13 protein-coding genes are annotated in these 19590 nt (G+C 37.0%); 7 read left to right on the forward strand and 6 right to left on the reverse strand.

Annotated features, from left to right (window positions below):
- Together Q0992_RS15870 and Q0992_RS15875 are read right to left on the reverse strand one after the other, a co-directional pair.
- On the reverse strand, positions 1-477 hold a 477-nt coding region (locus Q0992_RS15870), incomplete at its 3' end, for a sulfatase-like hydrolase/transferase (protein ID WP_299526720.1).
- Positions 478-887: 410 nt separating this feature from the next.
- Entirely contained in the window at positions 888-1316 is a 429-nt protein-coding gene (locus Q0992_RS15875; RefSeq protein ID WP_299526723.1) for an ion channel, read from the reverse strand.
- Between the two features lie 119 nt (positions 1317-1435).
- Between Q0992_RS15875 and Q0992_RS15880 the strand changes: the two genes are divergently transcribed.
- Positions 1436-1600, forward strand: a complete 165-nt coding sequence (locus Q0992_RS15880; RefSeq protein WP_299526726.1) for a hypothetical protein — start codon at positions 1436-1438, stop codon at positions 1598-1600.
- Here Q0992_RS15880 and Q0992_RS15885 read toward each other — a convergent pair.
- Positions 1593-1823, reverse strand: a complete 231-nt coding sequence (locus Q0992_RS15885; RefSeq protein WP_299526728.1) for a hypothetical protein — start codon at positions 1821-1823, stop codon at positions 1593-1595. The genes Q0992_RS15880 and Q0992_RS15885 overlap by 8 nt on opposite strands.
- Positions 1824-2045: 222 nt before the next feature.
- On the opposite strand from Q0992_RS15885, the gene Q0992_RS15890 reads away from it, so the two are divergent.
- A complete protein-coding gene (locus tag Q0992_RS15890; RefSeq protein WP_299526730.1) occupies positions 2046-7112 on the forward strand; it encodes an AAA family ATPase in 5067 nt (1688 codons plus the stop codon).
- On the opposite strand, the gene Q0992_RS15895 is transcribed toward Q0992_RS15890, so the two are convergent.
- Positions 7104-7940, reverse strand: a complete 837-nt coding sequence (locus tag Q0992_RS15895) for a LytTR family DNA-binding domain-containing protein (protein WP_299526732.1) — start codon at positions 7938-7940, stop codon at positions 7104-7106. The two genes, Q0992_RS15890 and Q0992_RS15895, sit on opposite strands and share 9 nt — an antisense overlap.
- Between Q0992_RS15895 and Q0992_RS15900 the strand changes: the two genes are divergently transcribed.
- Entirely contained in the window at positions 7941-8567 is a 627-nt protein-coding gene (locus Q0992_RS15900; protein WP_299526734.1) for a peroxiredoxin, read from the forward strand.
- A 433-nt stretch (positions 8568-9000) separates the two neighbouring features.
- On the opposite strand, the gene Q0992_RS15905 is transcribed toward Q0992_RS15900, so the two are convergent.
- Positions 9001-11544, reverse strand: coding sequence for a TonB-dependent receptor plug domain-containing protein (locus tag Q0992_RS15905; protein WP_299526736.1), 2544 nt, complete (start codon positions 11542-11544; stop codon positions 9001-9003).
- A gap of 350 nt (positions 11545-11894) precedes the next feature.
- Between Q0992_RS15905 and Q0992_RS15910 the strand changes: the two genes are divergently transcribed.
- The 4 genes from Q0992_RS15910 (at position 11895) to Q0992_RS15925 (ending at position 18208) form a co-directional block, all read left to right on the forward strand.
- On the forward strand, positions 11895-12515 hold the full coding sequence (locus tag Q0992_RS15910) for a recombinase family protein (RefSeq protein WP_299526737.1): 621 nt from the start codon (positions 11895-11897) through the stop codon (positions 12513-12515).
- A 118-nt stretch (positions 12516-12633) separates the two neighbouring features.
- The gene (locus Q0992_RS15915; protein ID WP_299526739.1) at positions 12634-13443 is read left to right on the forward strand and encodes a hypothetical protein; all 810 of its coding nucleotides are present in this window, start codon (positions 12634-12636) and stop codon (positions 13441-13443) included.
- A 627-nt stretch (positions 13444-14070) separates the two neighbouring features.
- Positions 14071-16221, forward strand: coding sequence for a hypothetical protein (locus Q0992_RS15920; protein ID WP_299526741.1), 2151 nt, complete (start codon positions 14071-14073; stop codon positions 16219-16221).
- Between the two features lie 523 nt (positions 16222-16744).
- Positions 16745-18208, forward strand: a complete 1464-nt coding sequence (locus Q0992_RS15925; protein WP_299526743.1) for a hypothetical protein — start codon at positions 16745-16747, stop codon at positions 18206-18208.
- A 1082-nt stretch (positions 18209-19290) separates the two neighbouring features.
- On the opposite strand, the gene Q0992_RS15930 is transcribed toward Q0992_RS15925, so the two are convergent.
- Positions 19291-19431, reverse strand: coding sequence for a hypothetical protein (locus Q0992_RS15930; protein WP_299526745.1), 141 nt, complete (start codon positions 19429-19431; stop codon positions 19291-19293).
- Positions 19432-19590: the final 159 nt, after the last annotated feature.

Below are 19590 nucleotides of genomic sequence, written 5' to 3' on the forward strand. Positions count from 1 at the left end.
AAATCCACGTGCACGGGGAAGATACTCTTTCGCTTTTCCCAAGTGCCATTTTCCTGCCATATAGGTGTGATACCCATTTTCTTTAAGGATTTCGGATAAAGCAGGAATATCGGTTCTGAGATGACCTTCATAACCGACTACATCCATTTGGTTTTGAGCCGTTTTTTCATACATGTTACCCAGCCCAGCCAAATGACTGTCCATTCCAGATAGCAGCATAGAACGTGTTGGTGAGCAGGTAGGTGCTACATAAAAGTTAGTGTAGCGGACACCCTCTTCAGCCAATTTGTCTATGTTGGGAGTGTTTATTTCACCTCCAAAAGCACCTACGTCCGAAAAGCCCATGTCGTCAGCAACGATGACGAGAAAGTTTGGCTGCTCCTGTGTTTTCTCTTGTGCAAAAGACCGCCCACAGAATAAAAGGGCTGCTACTGCCAACAGAAAAAGTAATTCTGATCTCAATTGATTTGTTTTCATAATTTTCAAATTATTAGGTTGTACTTTATTTTAAATTTTGATACAATGTTATTGACGGTAGGTCCCTTGCACCAGTGGCATTTCCCCAATGGCGCATCTCACTTTCCGAACGTTATGGAGTGCTGCTTTTCTTCTGGAATATGGCCTTGGGGATCAAAGCGGTGAAGTTGAATTTGAATGTCCAATCCTCTCTGTAAGCTGACCATACATTTTTAGATTGCCCAGATAGAGGCACAGCAGCATTAGTACTTTGGATTTGTAATTTTTCATGGCTTCTAGATTTATTGAGTAGTGGTCAAAACTAGAAGCGAGGCCTCCTGTAAACACCTAGTGGTTACCTATCGTCGTTGAATCATTTACCAACGTGTCAATTGTGGCCATTTGATTCTAAGAATGATGAATCAATAGGGCTAGAATTCTGAAGGTTCCTGAATTAAGTATTTCCCGACCAACATTGCCACTAAGATTGTCAGGTAGAGTTGGCCGATAATTCCGATTAAAAGGGCCACGGACTGGGCAGGGGGCGTCAGGGGAAGCACGTCCCCAAATCCTAGAGATGTAAGAGTGGTAAAAGAGAAGTAGGTGAGTTGGTACATATCACCACCATTGTTCAAGTTGTAGGATTCAGGAATCACCAAATTGATGAACTGGCATAATTGTCCACCGAAAAGGCCAATCAAGAAATAGCCCGATACGGCAGCAGCTATTATGTTCAGGGTAATTCTTTGGCTATTCCAGATGATACTGAACAGGCGGTAACCCAGAAAAATTAAAAACGTGCTAGTGAAAAAGGCCCTTGAAAATTTCACTATAGGAAATTGTTCAGTTTCTGCACCCAACCAGATAAAAATTATGGCTACAAAGCCTATTACCAACCCTATCAAAAAGTGGCGAATTGAACTGGATATCAATTGTATCCCTGTAAACACAACAAAAGATAGCACGGTTTGAAAAATTAATGTCCTTAAGTCTGGCATTAAGTACACTGGAATGGGCAGTAAAAGCAAAAGGACAAGACTTAGCAACAGCCAAGTTGAGTTGTTCTTGCCCCGAAAAAGAAATCGCTGCAATCGCAAGTGATACCGATATGCTTTTCGAATTCTTTTCAAAACCAATCAATTGATGTTATACCGAAGCTTTAGAAGGGTCAGTTCTTCTTCAAGTTCTTTTCGAAGCTCCGAAAGTCTATCGCTGCCATTTCGCCCCTTTTGACCCGCAATCAACCCATTGATGCATTTTTTCAAAAAGGGGACGTCTGCATTTTCGTGGTTGTTTATGAATGCCATGGTGCCCTTTAATGCGAACAGAAAGTACTGGGTTTCCGAAGTGTCCTGATAGAGGTTCATCACCCTTTCGGTCTTTTCCAAATAATATTGAAGTACCCTGTGGCACTCGTTTAAAAGCCTTTGTTTATCGTAAATGGTCATGGCAAGAAATTTTATCAAAAGTATCTTATGGGCGAGGGGATGTGCACCGATAACTTCCCAACGCCCTTAATTGACTTCCGAACGTATTACGTTTTTGCCCTTTTATTAATTATATTGAGGTTGTCATAATCTTAAAGACCAATGTCCTTCCCAGCGAAGTTTTCCGATGTGGAAATCAATGTTCAAGACATTGATGGAAAGCCCATGTTGACAGAGCAAATAGTTTCTGACCGAGAGGCAAAACCTATTGAAGTCGATGTTCCCAATTTTTTAAGGCCTGTCAGTACGTCAAGATCTGATTATTTCGAACATGCTTTCGATTATTTACAGCTTGAGCATTTTGACCCAAAGACGTCACGAAGCAGAGAAGAAATCACCGAATTGTTGGTTACGAGTATTTCTTTGGTCAAAGCGATTAAATTCTTGCATCAAAACAGTTTGTCAATAGGATTACTTTCTTCAAGCAGATTCTATTTAAATGACAAGAGTGAACTCATAATACTTGGTAATTCTTTAATAAATGATACCCCTGCTGAATTTGGGTTTGAGTATTATGCATTGGAAGATTTCTATTATTTGGCCCCGGAATGTTATGAGAACATACAGCTGACCCCAGATTATCGTGCCGACTTCTATTCTCTTGGGGTTAATTTATATGTCTGGTATACAGGGAGCCTTCCATTTAAAGGAGATGACAAAATGCAGCTAATGCACCATCACCTTACAAGAATACCCATTGTCCCAAAGGAAATCAATCCAGCAATTCCTGAAGGTCTCAGCGATTTGATATTGACCTTATTGGCCAAACAGCCTGAAGGCCGATACGCTTCAGCATTTGGAATTCTCCAAGACCTAGAGGCCATTCTCAACGCATTTGAAAAAGGGAATGATTCGCCCGTACAATTGCACATAGACTATAATCCAGGAAAAATCGATTTTGGAAGTACGTTGTTCGGTCGGGATGGAATGTTGAAAGAGTTGGAAGATCGTTATAGCAGGGCAGAACACTTCCATTCGCAAATAGTCTTTGTAGAAGGGTTTTCCGGTGTGGGAAAAACCAGTTTGCTCCAAAGGTTTATCAATGAAACGTCATCAAAAAAAACAATTGCTTTAGAAGGTAAGTTCGACCAATACAAGCAAGCTCCCTATACAGCCGTTCAAATGGCCTTCAGTGACCTGGAAAGGCAATTATTGCTAAAGTCCAATATTGATAGAAAAAAGCTTAAGAAGATCTTGGTTGATGAATTGGGAAAAAATGTCGGTGTGCTTCAGGGAATAGTTCCGAGTATTGGATTTTTAGTTGGTGATTTCGAGCCCGTGGAAGTCTTGAATCCAATCGAGACAAGGAACCGTTTCAATTATGTATTTCAGAAATTTTGCAAAGCGATTACGGGTCTGGGACTATACATTGTTTTGTTCATAGATGATTGGCAATGGTGCGACCCTCCTTCTTTAGAATTGATGAAATCATTGGCACAACAAGAAGGCAAAGGTATTTTGCTTTTATTCGCCTTCAGGGGCAACGAAGTGGATGGCAACCATCCTTTTCATTTATTTAAGACTGAAAATACCAAGTTGCCACATTGCCATCATTTTATTGTTGACCCACTGGAAAGGAGGTTGTCAAATCAGATGATCGCCACGGCATTGGGAATGGATGAGTCTGAGACAACTGAGCTTTCAAAGTTGATTTTCGATAAAACAGGGGGTAATCCATTTTTCATCAAGCAGTTTGTCAATTCATTATATCAAAAGGGATTTCTGAAATATGATTTTGACAAGCATTTTTGGAGCTGGGACCATTCTGGCATCAAAAAAGAGGGGCTTGCCCAAAATGTAATTGATCTAATTACCCAAAAAATTGATACGCTTTCGTATGAAGTACAGATTATCTTTAAAATCGCTTCATGTGTAGCTGGAAAATTTGACTTGGATTTGATTTCTGAAATCAGCGGGATTGAAAAAACACTTATTCCGATACTTCTTGATGTTTCCATGGGGAGTGGCTATATCTCAAAATCAAGGCAGAAGGATGTACAGCGGTACCATTTCACCCACGACCGTGTTCAGCAGGTGTCATATCAATTGACAATTCCGGCATTTCCGTTGACCAATGAACAGTTGCACCTTCAGATTGGGGAATATTTTTTGAAAAAAGGAGCAAACAAAAGCTATTCTGTTGGGGAAATTTTACTGCACTTTTTAGCGGCCAAAGAATTGATTTCCAAAAGAGATACAACGACAGTAATCAACCTCATACTTGGGCTAAATGGCGATTCGGCTTTATCGGTAACTCCAGAAGCCAGCAAACAGCACTTTGAGCTGGCACTTTATTTGAGTAAAAAGTTCAAAATCAGAAAGCACCTATTTGATTGTTATTTAGGCCTATCAGAAGCTTGTTGCCTATTAAATGATTTAGCGTCTGCAGAGGCCTATGCCGACAAGGCCTATGATTCCACAGAAAACATATTGGAAAAAGTAAGACTGCTTCGCATGAAGATGCTTTTCTATGAGAGCTACGCCATGTTCGAGAAAAACATAGAAACCGGTCTTCAGGCACTCACCCTATTTAAAATTGAAGGGGAAGAACATCACGTGAAAAACACCCTGGGGCCACTTATAGAAAAGGAATATCAGCTTTTTAATTCGCTTACGGGAACAAGAGACTTGTTCTATGAACTTTCAAAAAGGAAAATGACATCTCCCGAAGAACTTGCCATTATGGATGTTCTGGTCAATATGAATGCGTCTGCCTACTTTGTCAACCTATACTTGTTTGCTTGGAGCACATTGAAAATGGCCAACCAAACTTTACGTCATGGCCTGACCAATTCCACTCCCTTTGCTTTGGTTTTTGTGGGCTCCCTGTTGGTTGCATTGTACAAAGAGTTCGATCGTGGTTACAATTTTGGGAAACTGGGGGTAGAGCTTTTAAAAAAGGTGGAAAACGATCAATACAAAAGCAGAACACTTTCCGTGTTTCCGATTTTTATCCAACACTTTAAAGAACCAATTCTTGCAGGTACGGTAAATCTTGATGAATCTATTTACAGCGGCCTTGAAACGGGTGACCTTCCTTATGCAGGATATTCGTTTTATGCCAAGGTACGGGATGCTTTTTTAGCTGGCAACGACCTAAGCGAAACTTTGGATCTTTGCGACGAAAGTATTGCGTTTATGCAAAATGTCAACAATCAAGGCCTGTTGGCACTAATGCGCTTGTTAAAGGGCAGTATCCTAAAACTTTTGAACAAATATGATTCCAACTATGGAGCCGTTGAGCGGGAAGCCTTACAGTTTCTTCTCGATGTGAAGTTTTTTACTGCCGTATCGCACCATTATATTTTTAGGAGTTGGACCCACTGTATTTTAAGGGAGTACAAACTGGCGAGCGAGCTGTTAAAACAAAACGGGGAAATCGTTGTGTATGCTGCATCCCAACCCCATGTGCCAAAACATTATTTTCTTGATTCCCTTTGCTTGCTATACCAAAATCCGACGTTATTAAAGGCACAAGAGAAACGGATACAGGATAATCAAAGCACTTTAAAGCTTTGGAGTGATAGCATGCCTGAAAATTTCAGTGCCGAGTACTATCTGATAGAAACCCTCCTGAAAAGTAGGAAAGGAAATATGGAAGAGGCGTTGGCTTCTTTTAATTTGTCCCTGAAATGGGCTGAAAAAGGCAGGCTTATGGGTGTAAAGGCACTTTCTTACGAAGTAGCCTCCGATATGTTGAAATCTAGCGAGTACTCAATACTTGCAACGGGTTTTGAAGAGAATGCCAAAAGTGTCTATGCCCAATGGAATGCTTGGGCGAAAACAGAAATACAAGAAAAAGATTCTTTTAGCAGAAGCAAAGGCGCTGACCTTAATACCGCAAGTCTTATAAAATCTATGCAGGCTATTTCTTCTGAAGTGAATAAGGGAGATGTAATTGGAAAGCTTCTGGGCGTGATTATGGAAAATGCTGGTGCCGATAGAAGTATATTAATTTTAACTGAAAAGGGCATCCCCTATGTTGAGGCTGAGATAACTTCAGAAAAGGAAATGAAATCCCTTGGAAAAAACCCCTTGCACAAAAGCAAAATACCCACCAATATTATTGAATATGTAATTGATTCAAAAAAGGAATTTGTGCTTGAAAGCCAAAAATCAATAGCCGATGTTGACAGTAAATACATTGACAAAAACAACATTCTCTCCTTGCTGGCTTTGCCTCTGTTAAGGCAAAAAGAACTTATTGGTGTCCTGTACTTGGAGAATCATCAGTTTTCTGGCCTATTTAAGGGGAGTGACCTCGAAATTCTTAGGGTTATTGCTTCGCAAGCCGCCATATCAATTTACAATACCTTACTGTTTGAAGAGACCTCAGGACTCAATATGGAACTTCAAAAATCAAAGGATGAGTTGAGCAAGATGAACTTGTTGTTGGAGGAGAAAATAAAAGATAGGACCAAGGTGCTTCGACAAGAAATAGAAATAAGAAAAAAAGTCGAGGTCGAATTGAAGAAAGCGCAGAAAGAAGCAGAGAAATTCCACCAGCAGCAAATAAAGGAGGAGCGTCAAGAGGCATTACAATCGAAGATGATGATGTTGTCTTCACAAATGAACCCACATTTTATCTTTAACTCACTTGGATCGGTACAATCTTATATCTTGAGCAAAGAAACAAATAGAGCGGTAGACTTTATTTCAGAGTTTGCCGGGTTAATGCGGAAGAACTTAATCAATTCGACTACAAAATATATCTCCATCTCAGAAGAACTTGAATTTTTGGACAAATATTTACTGCTCGAAAAAATACGTTTCAATAATAACTTTGATTATAGTATTACCGAGACCATCGATAATCTCCATGATACACTGATTCCCCCAATGCTTTTGCAACCCTTTATAGAAAACGCCGTAATTCATGGGCTCAGTAAACTTAAAGAACGAAAAGGGAAATTAAAAGTCAATCTGGATGAAGTGGAGGACAGAATAGTGTGTACGATCGAAGACAACGGCATCGGAAGGGAAAATGCTTTGAAACATCGCAGTCCAGGTCATAAATCAGTAGCCATTAGTAATTTGGAGACCCGTTTGGAGTTGCTTAATAATTCTGAGGAAGCCAATGAGTATACCTATGAAATTGTAGACTTGAAAGATGAAAAAGGTCCTACGGGAACAAAGGTTACGGTATGTTTTCCCAACGATTTACATTAGACGGTTTAATAGATCATCTTTCTTTCTAACAGATACATCAACATGTGAGCCATCTTTCATTATTACATACCCCCCCTTGCCCTTCACATACTTTTGTAAATGCGTGAGATTGACCATATGTGACTTGTGAACCCTAAAGAAATTACATTGCTCTAAGAGGGCTTCATACTCTTTCAATGGCTTTGAAACCAAAATCTTTTTGCCATTCTGCAGATAAAAATTGGAATAGGAACGTTCTGCCTCTGCCCTTATGATAGCCTCAGCCTCAATAAAGTCAATACCATCGGAGGAAGGAAGGGCTATTTTGGTAAAACGCTGGTCTTCCAGCTTCAAATTAGATTTCAAGACATTGATCTTTTCAGTACTCGTCGTACTTTCCTTTTTGCCTATGACCTTGACCGCTCGAGCTATAGCATCTTGCAGTTCCCTAATATTTATGGGTTTCATTAAGTAATCAAGCGCCGCATATTTTATGGCGTTGATGGCATAAAGGTCATGGGCCGTGGTGAAAATTACCTCAAAAGGCGGCTCTTCAAAATGGTCAAAAAGGGTAAAGCCATTTCCGCCGGGCATCTCAATATCCAAAAAAATGATTTGGGGATTCTTTTCATGGATGATCTTGACAGCTTCTTCCACATTGTAGGCATCTCCCAATATTTCAATGTCAGGACAGAAATTATCGAGCATTTTGCTCAATGTCTCGTGATGTCTTTCTTCATCATCGACAAGAATGGCCCTTATTTTATTGTTCTCCTTCATTACTTGTTCGATAAATATACGCGATTGCTTCTTTTCAATTTCAAGGTTATTTGATAATTTAGTTATCACATGATAACCTTGGGATCTATAGCACCAGATTTTTATGCAAAAACCACTATGGGCGATTTGCAGTTCCATAAATGGTTGGGGTCGAGTTGGGGTTTGTTGTTTTCGCATCCTGAAGATTATACCCCGGTTTGCACTACTGAATTGGGCGTAGTGGCGAACCTGCGTGATGAATTTGAAAAACGAGGTGTAAAGGCCATTGCCTTGAGTGTTGACAGTCTTGAATCCCATATAGGTTGGATTGAAGATATCGAGCGATCCATGAACGCCAAAGTAAACTTTCCCATTATTGCAGATGAGCATGCTGAAGTGGCTCAACTTTATGAAATGATTCACAAAGACAGTTCTGAGAAACATACAATTAGAGCCGTATTCGTCATTGGCCCTGAAAAAGACATCAAACTAATGTTGACCTACCCAATGGCGGTTGGGAGAAACTTTGATGAGATTCTTAGAGTTGTTGATGCCCTTCAACTAAGTGCCAAACACCCTGTGGTGACTCCTGCTAATTGGAAACAAAAGGAAGACGTAATTATCGACCCATCAATATCGGAAAAGGATGCGATAGAAGCATTTCCAAAAGGCCATCAAAAAGTCATCCCTTATTTGAGGTATACTGAGCAACCCTAAATTATTATGAGCCCAGGTCTTCGAAGAGATCTTTCGGCAGCAAGCCCTGTTTTTCGTACAGAAAACCCCTCACTCTGTTCGGATGGCTTGCTGGGGATACTCCCCAGACCCCTGATTTATCTTTGAACTCCAATGATTGAAAAGATGTAAAAAAGCTCTTTTTCTATTAACCTAAAAGTCTGATGTAAGGTGGGATTGATTGCTCAGGATTCCACTAGGGGGTAGTCCCTTAAAACGTTCCTTTCTCGGCATACAAATTAAGAATATTCTAAAAATTGAAATACCTCTTTAATCAATAAACCCTTGAAGTTAAAAATATGAGATAAACTTTATAAATTAAATTAAGGGGTTATTTGATATTGCTTCATTCTAACACCAATTAAGTCACTAAGTAGAGGGTTCGGTCAAATGAAATCATTACATCCATGATTTTTTATCTTACTTCAAAAGTCGCTCGTGAAACCAAGGGATCGCCCTCATATGTTATGCCTTCCAAAATTACTTGATAGGCACCAGATTTATTAGATGAATAAAAGGAAATAGAAGCTTTGCCCTCTTTTATGATTACCGTTGGCCTCCAACTAAGAACCGAAGATTTTGGATTTGGAGTATGTATATCTAGCTTATTGGTATGATAAACAGGTTCATAAAATTTTCTTGCATGGCTGAATCCTGAATGTGTGAAATTGATGGTTCCACTATTTATCACTTTTGTAGAAATTTTCTTTTTGCTAAAGCTCTTCGTGTAAATGGCTACAATTCCACCACCTGCTCTTGAACCATATATTGCTGTCCTTGGGCCCTTCAATACATCTATAAAGTCAATTTCTGTGAAAGGCATTGATTGAATGGTCAGAGCATCTTCTACTGGAGTACCATTTAAAAGGATTAACGCCTTGCTATCTTCTTTCCTTAATGTACTTGAGCCTCGCAAATATACATCACCATTCCAAATTGAAAATCCAGGAATTCTTCCTTGGAGCATCATCAATGGGTTTTCTTTAGATGTTGATACAGGGATATCTTGAAAATCTATAGTTTGAGAGGCCTCTTTATACAGGATTCTTTTTTCGACATATCGGTCTTTTGGTCTTAGTTTTTTAGACTTTACCTCTACCTCTTCCAACTGGACCACATCCTTATCCGTAAGGAAAGTTGTCTCGAAATTTTTGCTGCTACCAGCTACATAATCATTCAAGTCGCCTTTATTAACAGCGCTATGGAGATTGATTGAAGGACATATTGGAGGAGGTATGACAGAATCCATTTCAATAAAAAAATCTGACCTTAGGCCCTGCTTTTTTTTGCTATTTAATGATTTACTAGCATTAATATTTTTCGCTTGTAAAATGACAGATGTGGTATCAATAAAATTCAAGTCTTTAAAAACAAACCGTCCCTGAGCATTTGTTTTTACTTCATCAAACCCAACCTCTTGACTATTTTTATAGGAAAGGGAAACAAGCGCCATAACAGGTTTATCGCGATTATAGGAACTTTTGACGGTACCTTTTAGGGTAATACCCTTTTCTAGTTCAAATTTGTTATTCGGTTCTCTCCCATAAATTGTGTCATCAATATCAATGAATTGTCTCCAACCCTGTGTCATCATCAATATATCCAAGTTTTTTCTTCTTTGGGGATCACTAGAATTAAAGTAATAATAAGGATTCTCTATGTTTCCCTGTATTTCTGAATTCAACAACAGATACGTTTTAATATCATAATCACCAAGTTGTGTTGCATTTTCTGATATTTTTGTTACGGCCAAGGAAGTGTTTGCCATTTTTTTTGTGCTTGTTGGATGCTCTAAAGAAATATCCAATGTCACAAGTTCCTTTTTATTGTATTCATTTTTTGAAGGTGATATGTTGACTTTAGGGGTTGTTCCCTCGCCTTCAAAAAACACCAACCTTTCGGCCAAAGGGTTTTCATTGCCATCAAAAAGTGTAAACTGGACTATGCCCTGTTGCAAGATGTCCTTGGGAACTTTTACTATTGCAACGGACCCGTCTCCTACAATTTGTGAACTATAGACTATCCCATTTCTTTGTTTGCCAAAAAGTTTAAGACTATTGATCCCACTGGAAAGAGAGGACTGTATGTTTGCCCTATAATGATTTCCATGGTCAACTATTTGCAAAGTTGCCCCCATATTTAAGCATGCTGGAAGATTATAAAATTCCACGACCCCATTGTGCATGATTTTGGCTCTGTATCTTTGACCTTGATTGGGTATAAGTTGGAATGTGCCCATTCCAAATTTTGAGGTTTCAAAACTTGTGATTTCTTGATTTGATGCATCTACGATCTCTCCTTCCAAATCTACTCCCATGCCGTTTTGATTTGTCACTTTGAATCCAACTCGATTCGTAAAACCATTTACCATATGACCTCCTTCTGGGAAAAACTGTATGTCCAGTTTTTGGCCTTTTTGCGATGCTCCATCAGGGGTCATTTTAGTAGAGGGAATTGGATGTAAATTCTCAGTGGGATGATAAGGGGAGTGAATAATCAATTTTTTATGAAAAAAACAGGAATGTCCGAAATTCCTCATATAGTTGGTGTATGCCCGTACCGTATATTCTCCCCCATAGATATCAAAAGGAAGACTGAAGTCCCCCTCACCAAATCCATTGTCAATTTTGACCGTTTTGGAATCCACTATTGTGTTCAATGGACTTATAAGGTCAAGATGAACAACTTGGCTCAAAGCAGGCCAATGGGTGATCGCGTCTATCAGATACACCTTGAACCAAATATCCTCTTCGGCATAATAATTTGACCTGTCAAAATGAATATATACCTTTTCCGTGATAAGACTGGCCACTGTGGTCGGAGTTTCTTCAAGATAGGACGGTAGTACCTTATTGCCAAACCCGGAAAGAGAGGAAATGGATGAAAAGGAGATAATGAGAAAAAATTTGGCAAATGCTTGATTAGGGACAAAACTTGGAAAACAAAAACTAATTTTCACTAAAGAAAGATTTTAATTATACGAAACATATATAATATCTTACAAATATTGTTCCGTAAAAATTATAAAATGTTCGAAACTATCTACTCTTACATTTTCTATTTGATCAAAATGTAATTCGAACAATAAAGATAGCCGTTCGACAAAAATGATTTGATTTGACAGGGCTGAATCTGAAGTTTATGATGATACTTTTGTAAGTTTTCCATAAAACAGGGAAACCTTCTTTCGATTTACAGCACCGTTTTTGTAAACTTTTGACATTTTACGGTTCCAACGCTCCCACAAAGTTCATTTTCCCGTACTAATTAAGTCGTTTCTATTTTGACCTTTAATTAAACTTTTAGGTCATGATATTTGGGTATGCACGAGTAAGTACAAGCGAACAGAATTTGAATCTACAAATTGATGCCTTTTTAAAGGAAGGAATCAAAGAAAGGAACATTTATACGGACAAGGTTTCTAGCACTAAAGAAGAGCGGAGAAGTCTCAAAAAGTTGTTGAACTATGTCAGGGAAGGAGATACTATCGTAGTTTGGAAACTGGACCGATTGGCCAGGAGCTTGATTCATTTTACCAAGTTGATGACGGAACTGGAGGAAAAGGGAGTGAAGTTCAAAAGCATTACCGAGCCCTTTATAGATACAACTGCAAAGTCTTCGCATTCAGAATTTATCATAAACATTTTTGCTGCTTTGGCCCAGCTGGAAAGGGACATTATTATTGAAAGAACCAAAGCAGGTCTGGAATCAGCTAGAAGACGCGGAAAAGTTTTAGGAGCTCCTAAGGGCATTAGTAAGAAAAATCAGCAAAAAGCTGTACTTTGTGAGGAGTATTTTAATGAGGGAAAACTTACGGTTTCAGAAATATGTGAACGAATGGATATTTCCAGGGCTACTTACTACAAGTATTTAAGATTTAGGGGGCTTTCGGGGAAGCTGAGATCATATAAAACCTCTAAAACCTCTTAGGAAAATAACATTAGTATTTAAAGAAGTAAATGCTTCTTATGATGAAAGTTAGTGAGCTTAGAAAATTGATACGTGAATCTGGACAAAAAGAAATTGCAGATTCTCCTAAATATTACATATGAATAGAGATATAATGATAGGGATATTGCTTATTGGCGTAGGTGGAATTTTCGCCACATTTCTTGCATTTCTTGGGCATTATTACATTCAATTAGGCAGAAGTAAGTTAACTCAAACAATTAAGGAGGATATTATCGAAAGTCAGATTACTCAGCATGTTTTAGAATCTGAAATAAAGTATTTGAATTTGATCGTGGATTTTGAAACTAACATATCATCTGAGGAATTCGTTGGTGAAGGCTTTCTTATTAGAATTTCTGGTTCAAATCCATCAAACAAAGAGAATCTTCAAGTATTATACTATTTAAATGAAGGATACAATGGTAATAAGGAGCCTGTGTGGAGTATAGTTAGCACTGCTTTTGCACTTAAAGAATATCAAACAAAAATAAGGACAGGCTATGGGATGCAGGTATGGGAAAGTAGTTTAACTTCAATCCCACTACCAATAAGCTTAGTAAACTCGAAAGATAAGCCTTTTAAAACAGTTAATGACTTAGATGAATGTCGAATTGAATTGTTTATGCCAAAAAATGTTGCTTTTCAAACCAAGGGTGTCAGATTAATAGCCAATGCTGGCTCGCAATTCAAAAAACATATACTACTTTTTGAATCTTCCATCAAGAAGGGTTCTTGGGTTGATACAGATTATGATATCAATAACAATTTTAATTTTAATATGAATCCTAAACAGGAATATGTTTGGAATTCTCAAAAAGAAGATGATAGGTGGGTGGTTCGAATTAATGATTGCAAAATAGTTAAAGATGGTTCTTATCTCCCAGATATATTTAGAACCATTTATTAGAAAGAAGTCATAAAAATGCTTTTAAATTTAGAAATCTTCCTTTATAAAAGTTCAAAAAAACGATGAATATGATTAGAGGGTTTTACAAAAGACAGATGGATTTTGGAAAATTACCCGTATTCTTTTCATCCCTATTTTTATTTATCCATTGTTCAAAGTAATTGGAAATAAGAATTTGTTTGATTCCATTTTAAACGCCAGCTGTGGCGTTTATGTTCTATTGCTCATTTTGGTCTTAATTAACAAGTCTTCCGATACCCATAGAAAGACTATGAGAAAATGGGTGGGTGTTCTTTCTATTCTTTATGGAGTTTCTATCTCGGTGTTCTTAATTAAGATGGAATTTGAATTGACCAATATTACTACAAGCTATTTTCAAATAATTCCTATTTGAATATTTACAGTTCAAATTTATTTTGTTTTTACTAGTCTGGATTGAATTAAAGGCTGAAATAATTAAATGCCGATTTGAGATTTAAAGTTTGGTAAAATTCTCATTGCTTAGTGATGAAGTCAATTTGGAACTTTTAAGTATGTCGGTTTGCAGAAGATCTAAAATCACCCTATCTTAAATCCGAAAAGATTTCCTCCCCCTCCCTAAGAATTAGATATACAACATTTTGACTAATGACAAAAAAACTAATATTTACAATATTCTGTTGTCTAATTTGTTCTTCAACAATTGACGGTGGAAGAAGATCAACAGGGAAAAGATTTGGGATAGGTTTTGCGCAAGGAATCAGACCTCTGCTTAAAGAGTTTGGAGAGGTTAATGATAAGACTTTAGAAAAATTCACAGACGACCTTCAAAAAAAAATAGTAGAAAAAGGGTTAAATAGCTTTGATACAATTGTAGATGACGCTATTGTTGAGTTCGGTAGTTTAACAAAAGAGTTTTCGGATAGACTGGATTTAACTGCGGAAGGGGCAGCACGTCAAGCGAGGGGTGCAATAGTAGGAAGTCTTACGGTATTTTCAGAGCAGATGTGGAAAGTACTTAATGGTGTACTAGTTGTTGGTGTCGTAATAGTTATTTTGGGTTTCATGCTTAAACGAAATGGTAGCCAAAAACCCAACTTGGTTTTCACAATCCTAGCTTGTCTGATAGGTGGATTCGTTTCATTTTACGCCTTTAGACTAATTCCTAACCCTATAAAAGATGAGGCACTACAAGCAATAAATGAACAGAAAGAAGAATTTGATATGGCTTTCGCTTCTTACAATGTTGCTGGTGCAAAGGTTGCAGGAAAGACTCTTGAACTATTGCAGCCAAATGTCGTGAAAGATCAGTATAACAAAACACACATTTCCAATAAAGCTCAAATTTTTTTGGAATTAGTCACCAACGAATATTTAATTCAGAACTCTGGGCCAGGGTTTTCAAAAGACGACCAATTAATTGCTTATGAAAGTCAAGTTTTCCAAAGTGGATACAAAGACAATCAATTATTATCCTTGAGAAGTTTTAATTTATTTAAAAATCCAAAAAATAAAACGGATGAAATAGCATCGATGCTATATGCCTATTATATATTAAAGAATCGGGAGGGTTCTGGGATTTTTGAAGACATGATATTTTCCATATTGAAAACCGTATATGATATTTACAACGAAGACCCTCATTTATACAGTAAATTAATCCCAGACGTAATTGCAAAAGAAGTAAGATTTCCGACTCTAAGGGATTTGGAAATCGATAGAAGTTCCATTGAAACTTTAATTTCTGAAGGAGATGATATTATCCCTAGTAACATTTTTGGTCACGTAATCCTTTTTAATGAGGAAGCCGTAAAATACAAAAGACGAATAGACTCGTACTACATAGAATTACTTGAGCTTCTTGCCCAAAATATTACTAAAAACCAAACGATTTTATTTAATGAGGAGAATCAACTTGAATCTAAATTAGAAGAAATTAAAGAAGGTGTTAATAAAGTTAATATTGAATTTCAAGAATCTATCCGAGAGAATAGAAATGCTGGTTATAGAAATTATACGAAAGCGGCAATATATCTTGATGATACGTTAGAGAAAAGAATCTATGATATTATCAATTCCTTGAATAAAAGCCAAGAAGAGCAAAGAAAAGTTGAAATTGACAAAAATGAGGTCAGTAGGTTGATAAAAGAAAAAGCAGAGCTGGAAGAAAGCATTAAATCAGAAGAAGAGTCAATTGAAGGAATTAGGGAATTTATTAGGCTTTTGAGAAAAGAGGGAGACAATGGTGCTGTAATTGCGGAGACAAGACGGCTTACTAAAAAGATAGACGCAAAAAATATTAATGTTGGAAAGGTGTCAAAAATCGATGCAAAGCTTGAAGGTATTGAAACGATAAAATCAAAGATGCCGTTCATTCATTACAAGAATTCTGAGAATTCTGGACTTGCACAATGGAAACGAAATTTATTGGAACAAACAATAGAGGAGTCGATTTTAATTGACAAATTTTTGGAACTGGATTCGATAAATTATGACAAGAAAAGGTCAGGTCTTGTTGAACTTGAAAAAGCTATTGTTTACAATATCGATTTTTTTGAAGATAATACCTCAAGCCAAAAAAAGAGTTTTGAAAACTTAAGGGGAGAGAATTATTTGCCTGATTTTAAGTACAATATTTTGTTGGAGGCAATGATCGAAAATTCAATTTATAGAAAAGACAATAATGAAAGAATATATTTTTCATATCCCCAAATATCTCCTAGCATATTTCCAACAACCAACTCTAAAAATCAATATGATGCACAATACGAATCTCAAATTAATGATTTTGCGTTTTAAAGTTTTCTTGCTTTTTAGTTTTTTAATGTTACAGCAATCCTGCAAATGTTGTTCTTCTGATTGTGGTGGCGGAGATAAGTGCATAATTGAATATACCCCAGTAGAGGAGGGGAAGTTTAGTTTTTATTTGGAAACTGTTCCTTTTGGTGATTGTACTACCGGTGGAGAGTGTGGCAGAAAACAAATATTCGTGAATAGAAGTACAACTCAACAACTGAAAATCAATTACACAGTCGTTGCCAGAAATACTCTTACAAATGAGGAGAGTAATCATATAACAAAAGAGTTAACTCTAAATTCTGGGAATAGAGAAAACGTGATTTGCGAGAGAAGATGTGATTCCAATGTTATTTACATTGTTAAAATTAATTCATTAGGTGTTCAGAATAACTGCTTCTAATCTTCATTTTCAGCATTTATTTGTTCAAATTTTAACGTAATGAGATTATCAAGTTTTTTATTTATCCAGCTGTGCTGTCTATTGTATTTTGTTGGGTTAATTGGTCAGAAGACCGATATTTCTATGGATTCTTCAATGTCGAGTACTGTTGATTTTGATAACACTGATCCTAGGCAATACATAACCATATATGAAATAAAGAATACGGAAAAACAGAAAATTTGGTTCTATCGTGAATCGGATAAAAAAGGAAATCAAACCAGAAAAATTTTAGATGTTTCTAGTGAAATTCAAATTGAGTTTGAAAAGGACAAAATTGCCTTAAACCGTAATTTTAAGGGTAATATTACAATAGAAGGGAAAATTATAAGCAAAGATGGTGGGGAAGATCCAGTTGAAGTATTCCCTTATTCAAGAATTGGAGAAGAAAAGAAAGGAGTTGGAATTCCTACAAGACCTCCTTATGAAATTGCTACAGTCTTTACGAACCTAATTATTGAATGTCTAAGAGTAGTTAAAGATACTGAAATAGTTGTTGATGATGGATTGGTCGATACAGGTGATAAAATTGAGTTAAGCACGTTTATGGAAGATGCTGCAATTGGGGAAATTCAAAATATCAGTAATAGCGTCGGAGTAATATTGGAGTATATTAATTATTTCAAAACATCTGGCGAACAAGCGGAAGATGCCTTTTTAGGGGTTATTAAGTTGGATTATATTGCACTTGATAAAATTGAGGAGAATTTAAAGGGACACAAGGAGAAAATAGATAAATACCTTGAAAATCCTAGTGGGTATTTTTTGATAAATCCTTCGTCCGCACTTCCAGAGAATTTGGTGCTAAAAAATTTATATTTCCCTGCAAGAGAGGAAATATCTAAGTTAATACAGCTTAGGGGAACTGAAATTGAGGCTCTTCTCGATGAAAGGTTTTATCGCTCTTTGAGTTTAAAAGTTGAGCATAGTGCTGATAAGGACAAAATAATAAAGAAGCTTTCTAATATTGCAAGCAAAACAATCTATAGAGATTTAAATTATGCAACAATAAATCTTAAAAAGGAAAGAGCCTCAGAAGGTGATATATTATACATTTATGTTGCTCTAGAAGAAACCCAAAGGAGAAAGAATTCTGATAAGGGCGGAACTAAACAAATAATTTTGCCAATTGGCACATATGAACTTAGAAATACCAAGTGGCAGGTTAATATCTCCGATTCCTTTTTTTTAGTAGACAGAATAAATGAACCTGATAATCAAACTGTTGATAATGTTTCTCCATCAAATTTCAAAGGAGCTCCGGGAGTCTCTTTGCTTTTGACCTATAGAAGAGATGGGGGCGAGAAGAATAGTTTTATCAATTTTATCGAACCATCTATTGGAATAAATGTTTCTTATTTAGATTTCAGTACTTCAGACGATGTAGAAATAGGTACTGGTTTATTAGTTGGGTTTTTTAATAAAAAGATTTTTGTTACTGGTGGCATAAATCTTAATCAAACCGGAAATTCAGATGAGAGTCCTATGTATTGGGGGGTAGGATTTAGTTTTGCTAATCTAGTAGGTAAATTGTTAAATAAGGATTAGAGTTGTCAGTGATGATTATTTAAGTTGTAATTAATACACTTATCACTGTACGTCTTCAAACGAATTTGGTGATAGTATACACTTAATTGAAATGAGACGGCCTAAATATTTTAATGATGAGATTAGTATCAAATTGACAAAGGTCAATTAAATGATAATCTTTTCAGCAGCAAGCCTTGTTTTCCCTAGGAAAAACAAGGCTTGCAGGGGATGTTCTCCAGACCCCTTTGATGAATATTGGTGTTTCATGGATTCGGCACATTGATCTTTTCGGTCAGTAAGCTTCTTCCAAATGTCTTGAAAAAAAGCCCAAACAGCCCCTGGACTTTTGAGGGGTGCAGCTTGGGGTTTATTTGTAGCGGGGACTGGATTGCTTCCTCGCGATGCTCGTAAGCGGCCTTGGGGGTGGCTTTACCAAGAAATCCATCACCTTGCCCAAGGCAAGGTGTCGTCTTTTTCTTTTCTCACAAGCCAAAGTGGCCTTTGCTTCTTCAAAAAGAAAAAGCCACCAACTTCTGTTGATGGCTTTCTTTGTAGCGGGGACTGGACTCGAACCAGCGACCTTCGGGTTATGAGTTCAATCCGCTATCCTTTTGAAAATACAATAACCTGATAAACAGATGGTTAAAAAATAAATTTTCTTCGATTTTGTATTCAACCGTATACGGTACCGTATACGGTTTGTTATTTCAAAGATAAAAAATGTCTTGTCAAGAGTGTGCTCCGAGGTATATATTGATTCAAACAATTTGATATTCAGATTTGAAAGAACATTTTAATGTTCTTTCAGCAGCAAGCCATGTTTTCCGTACGGAAAACTCCTCACTCTGTTCGGACGGCTTGCTGGGGATGTTCCCCAGACCCCTGATCTATACTCGAACTTCGATGATTGAAAGAATTTAAAAAGCTCTTTTTTCTATTGACCAAAAAGTCTGATTTTAGGTGGGATTCATTTCTAATGAAGCTTAAAAAAAATAGTCACATAGAACCTTCGCTTTATGGAACTTCTAAAATTATCGTTGACGGCTTTGTAGATGAGCCGTTTCAATGGCTTATATACATTGTTGGTGGTAGTTATTCATTTATTCCGCCCCCTCAATCAATCCATCATCTTGATGTTTGCCTAATTGTTTTAATGGTTCTTCTAGATTTGCCCAAATTACTTGTCTTATCTCTTGATCAGTAAATCCTAATTCTCTCAAAATTTCGATTCTCCTCTGCATAATTCTATTATCCGACTCAAAAATCTGTCTTCGAAGTAATTCATTTTCTAATTCCGCTTTTTCCTTACTCGTTTGATTTCGCCATTCACGATCTTGTTTTCTCCTGTGCCTATCGCATAGGTTAAAACATTTAACGGTTTTCCTAGATTCGTTTTTTCA

Source organism: Winogradskyella sp. (genome assembly GCF_028289625.1).
In the GTDB taxonomy this organism is placed as follows: Bacteria; Bacteroidota; Bacteroidia; order Flavobacteriales; family Flavobacteriaceae; genus Winogradskyella.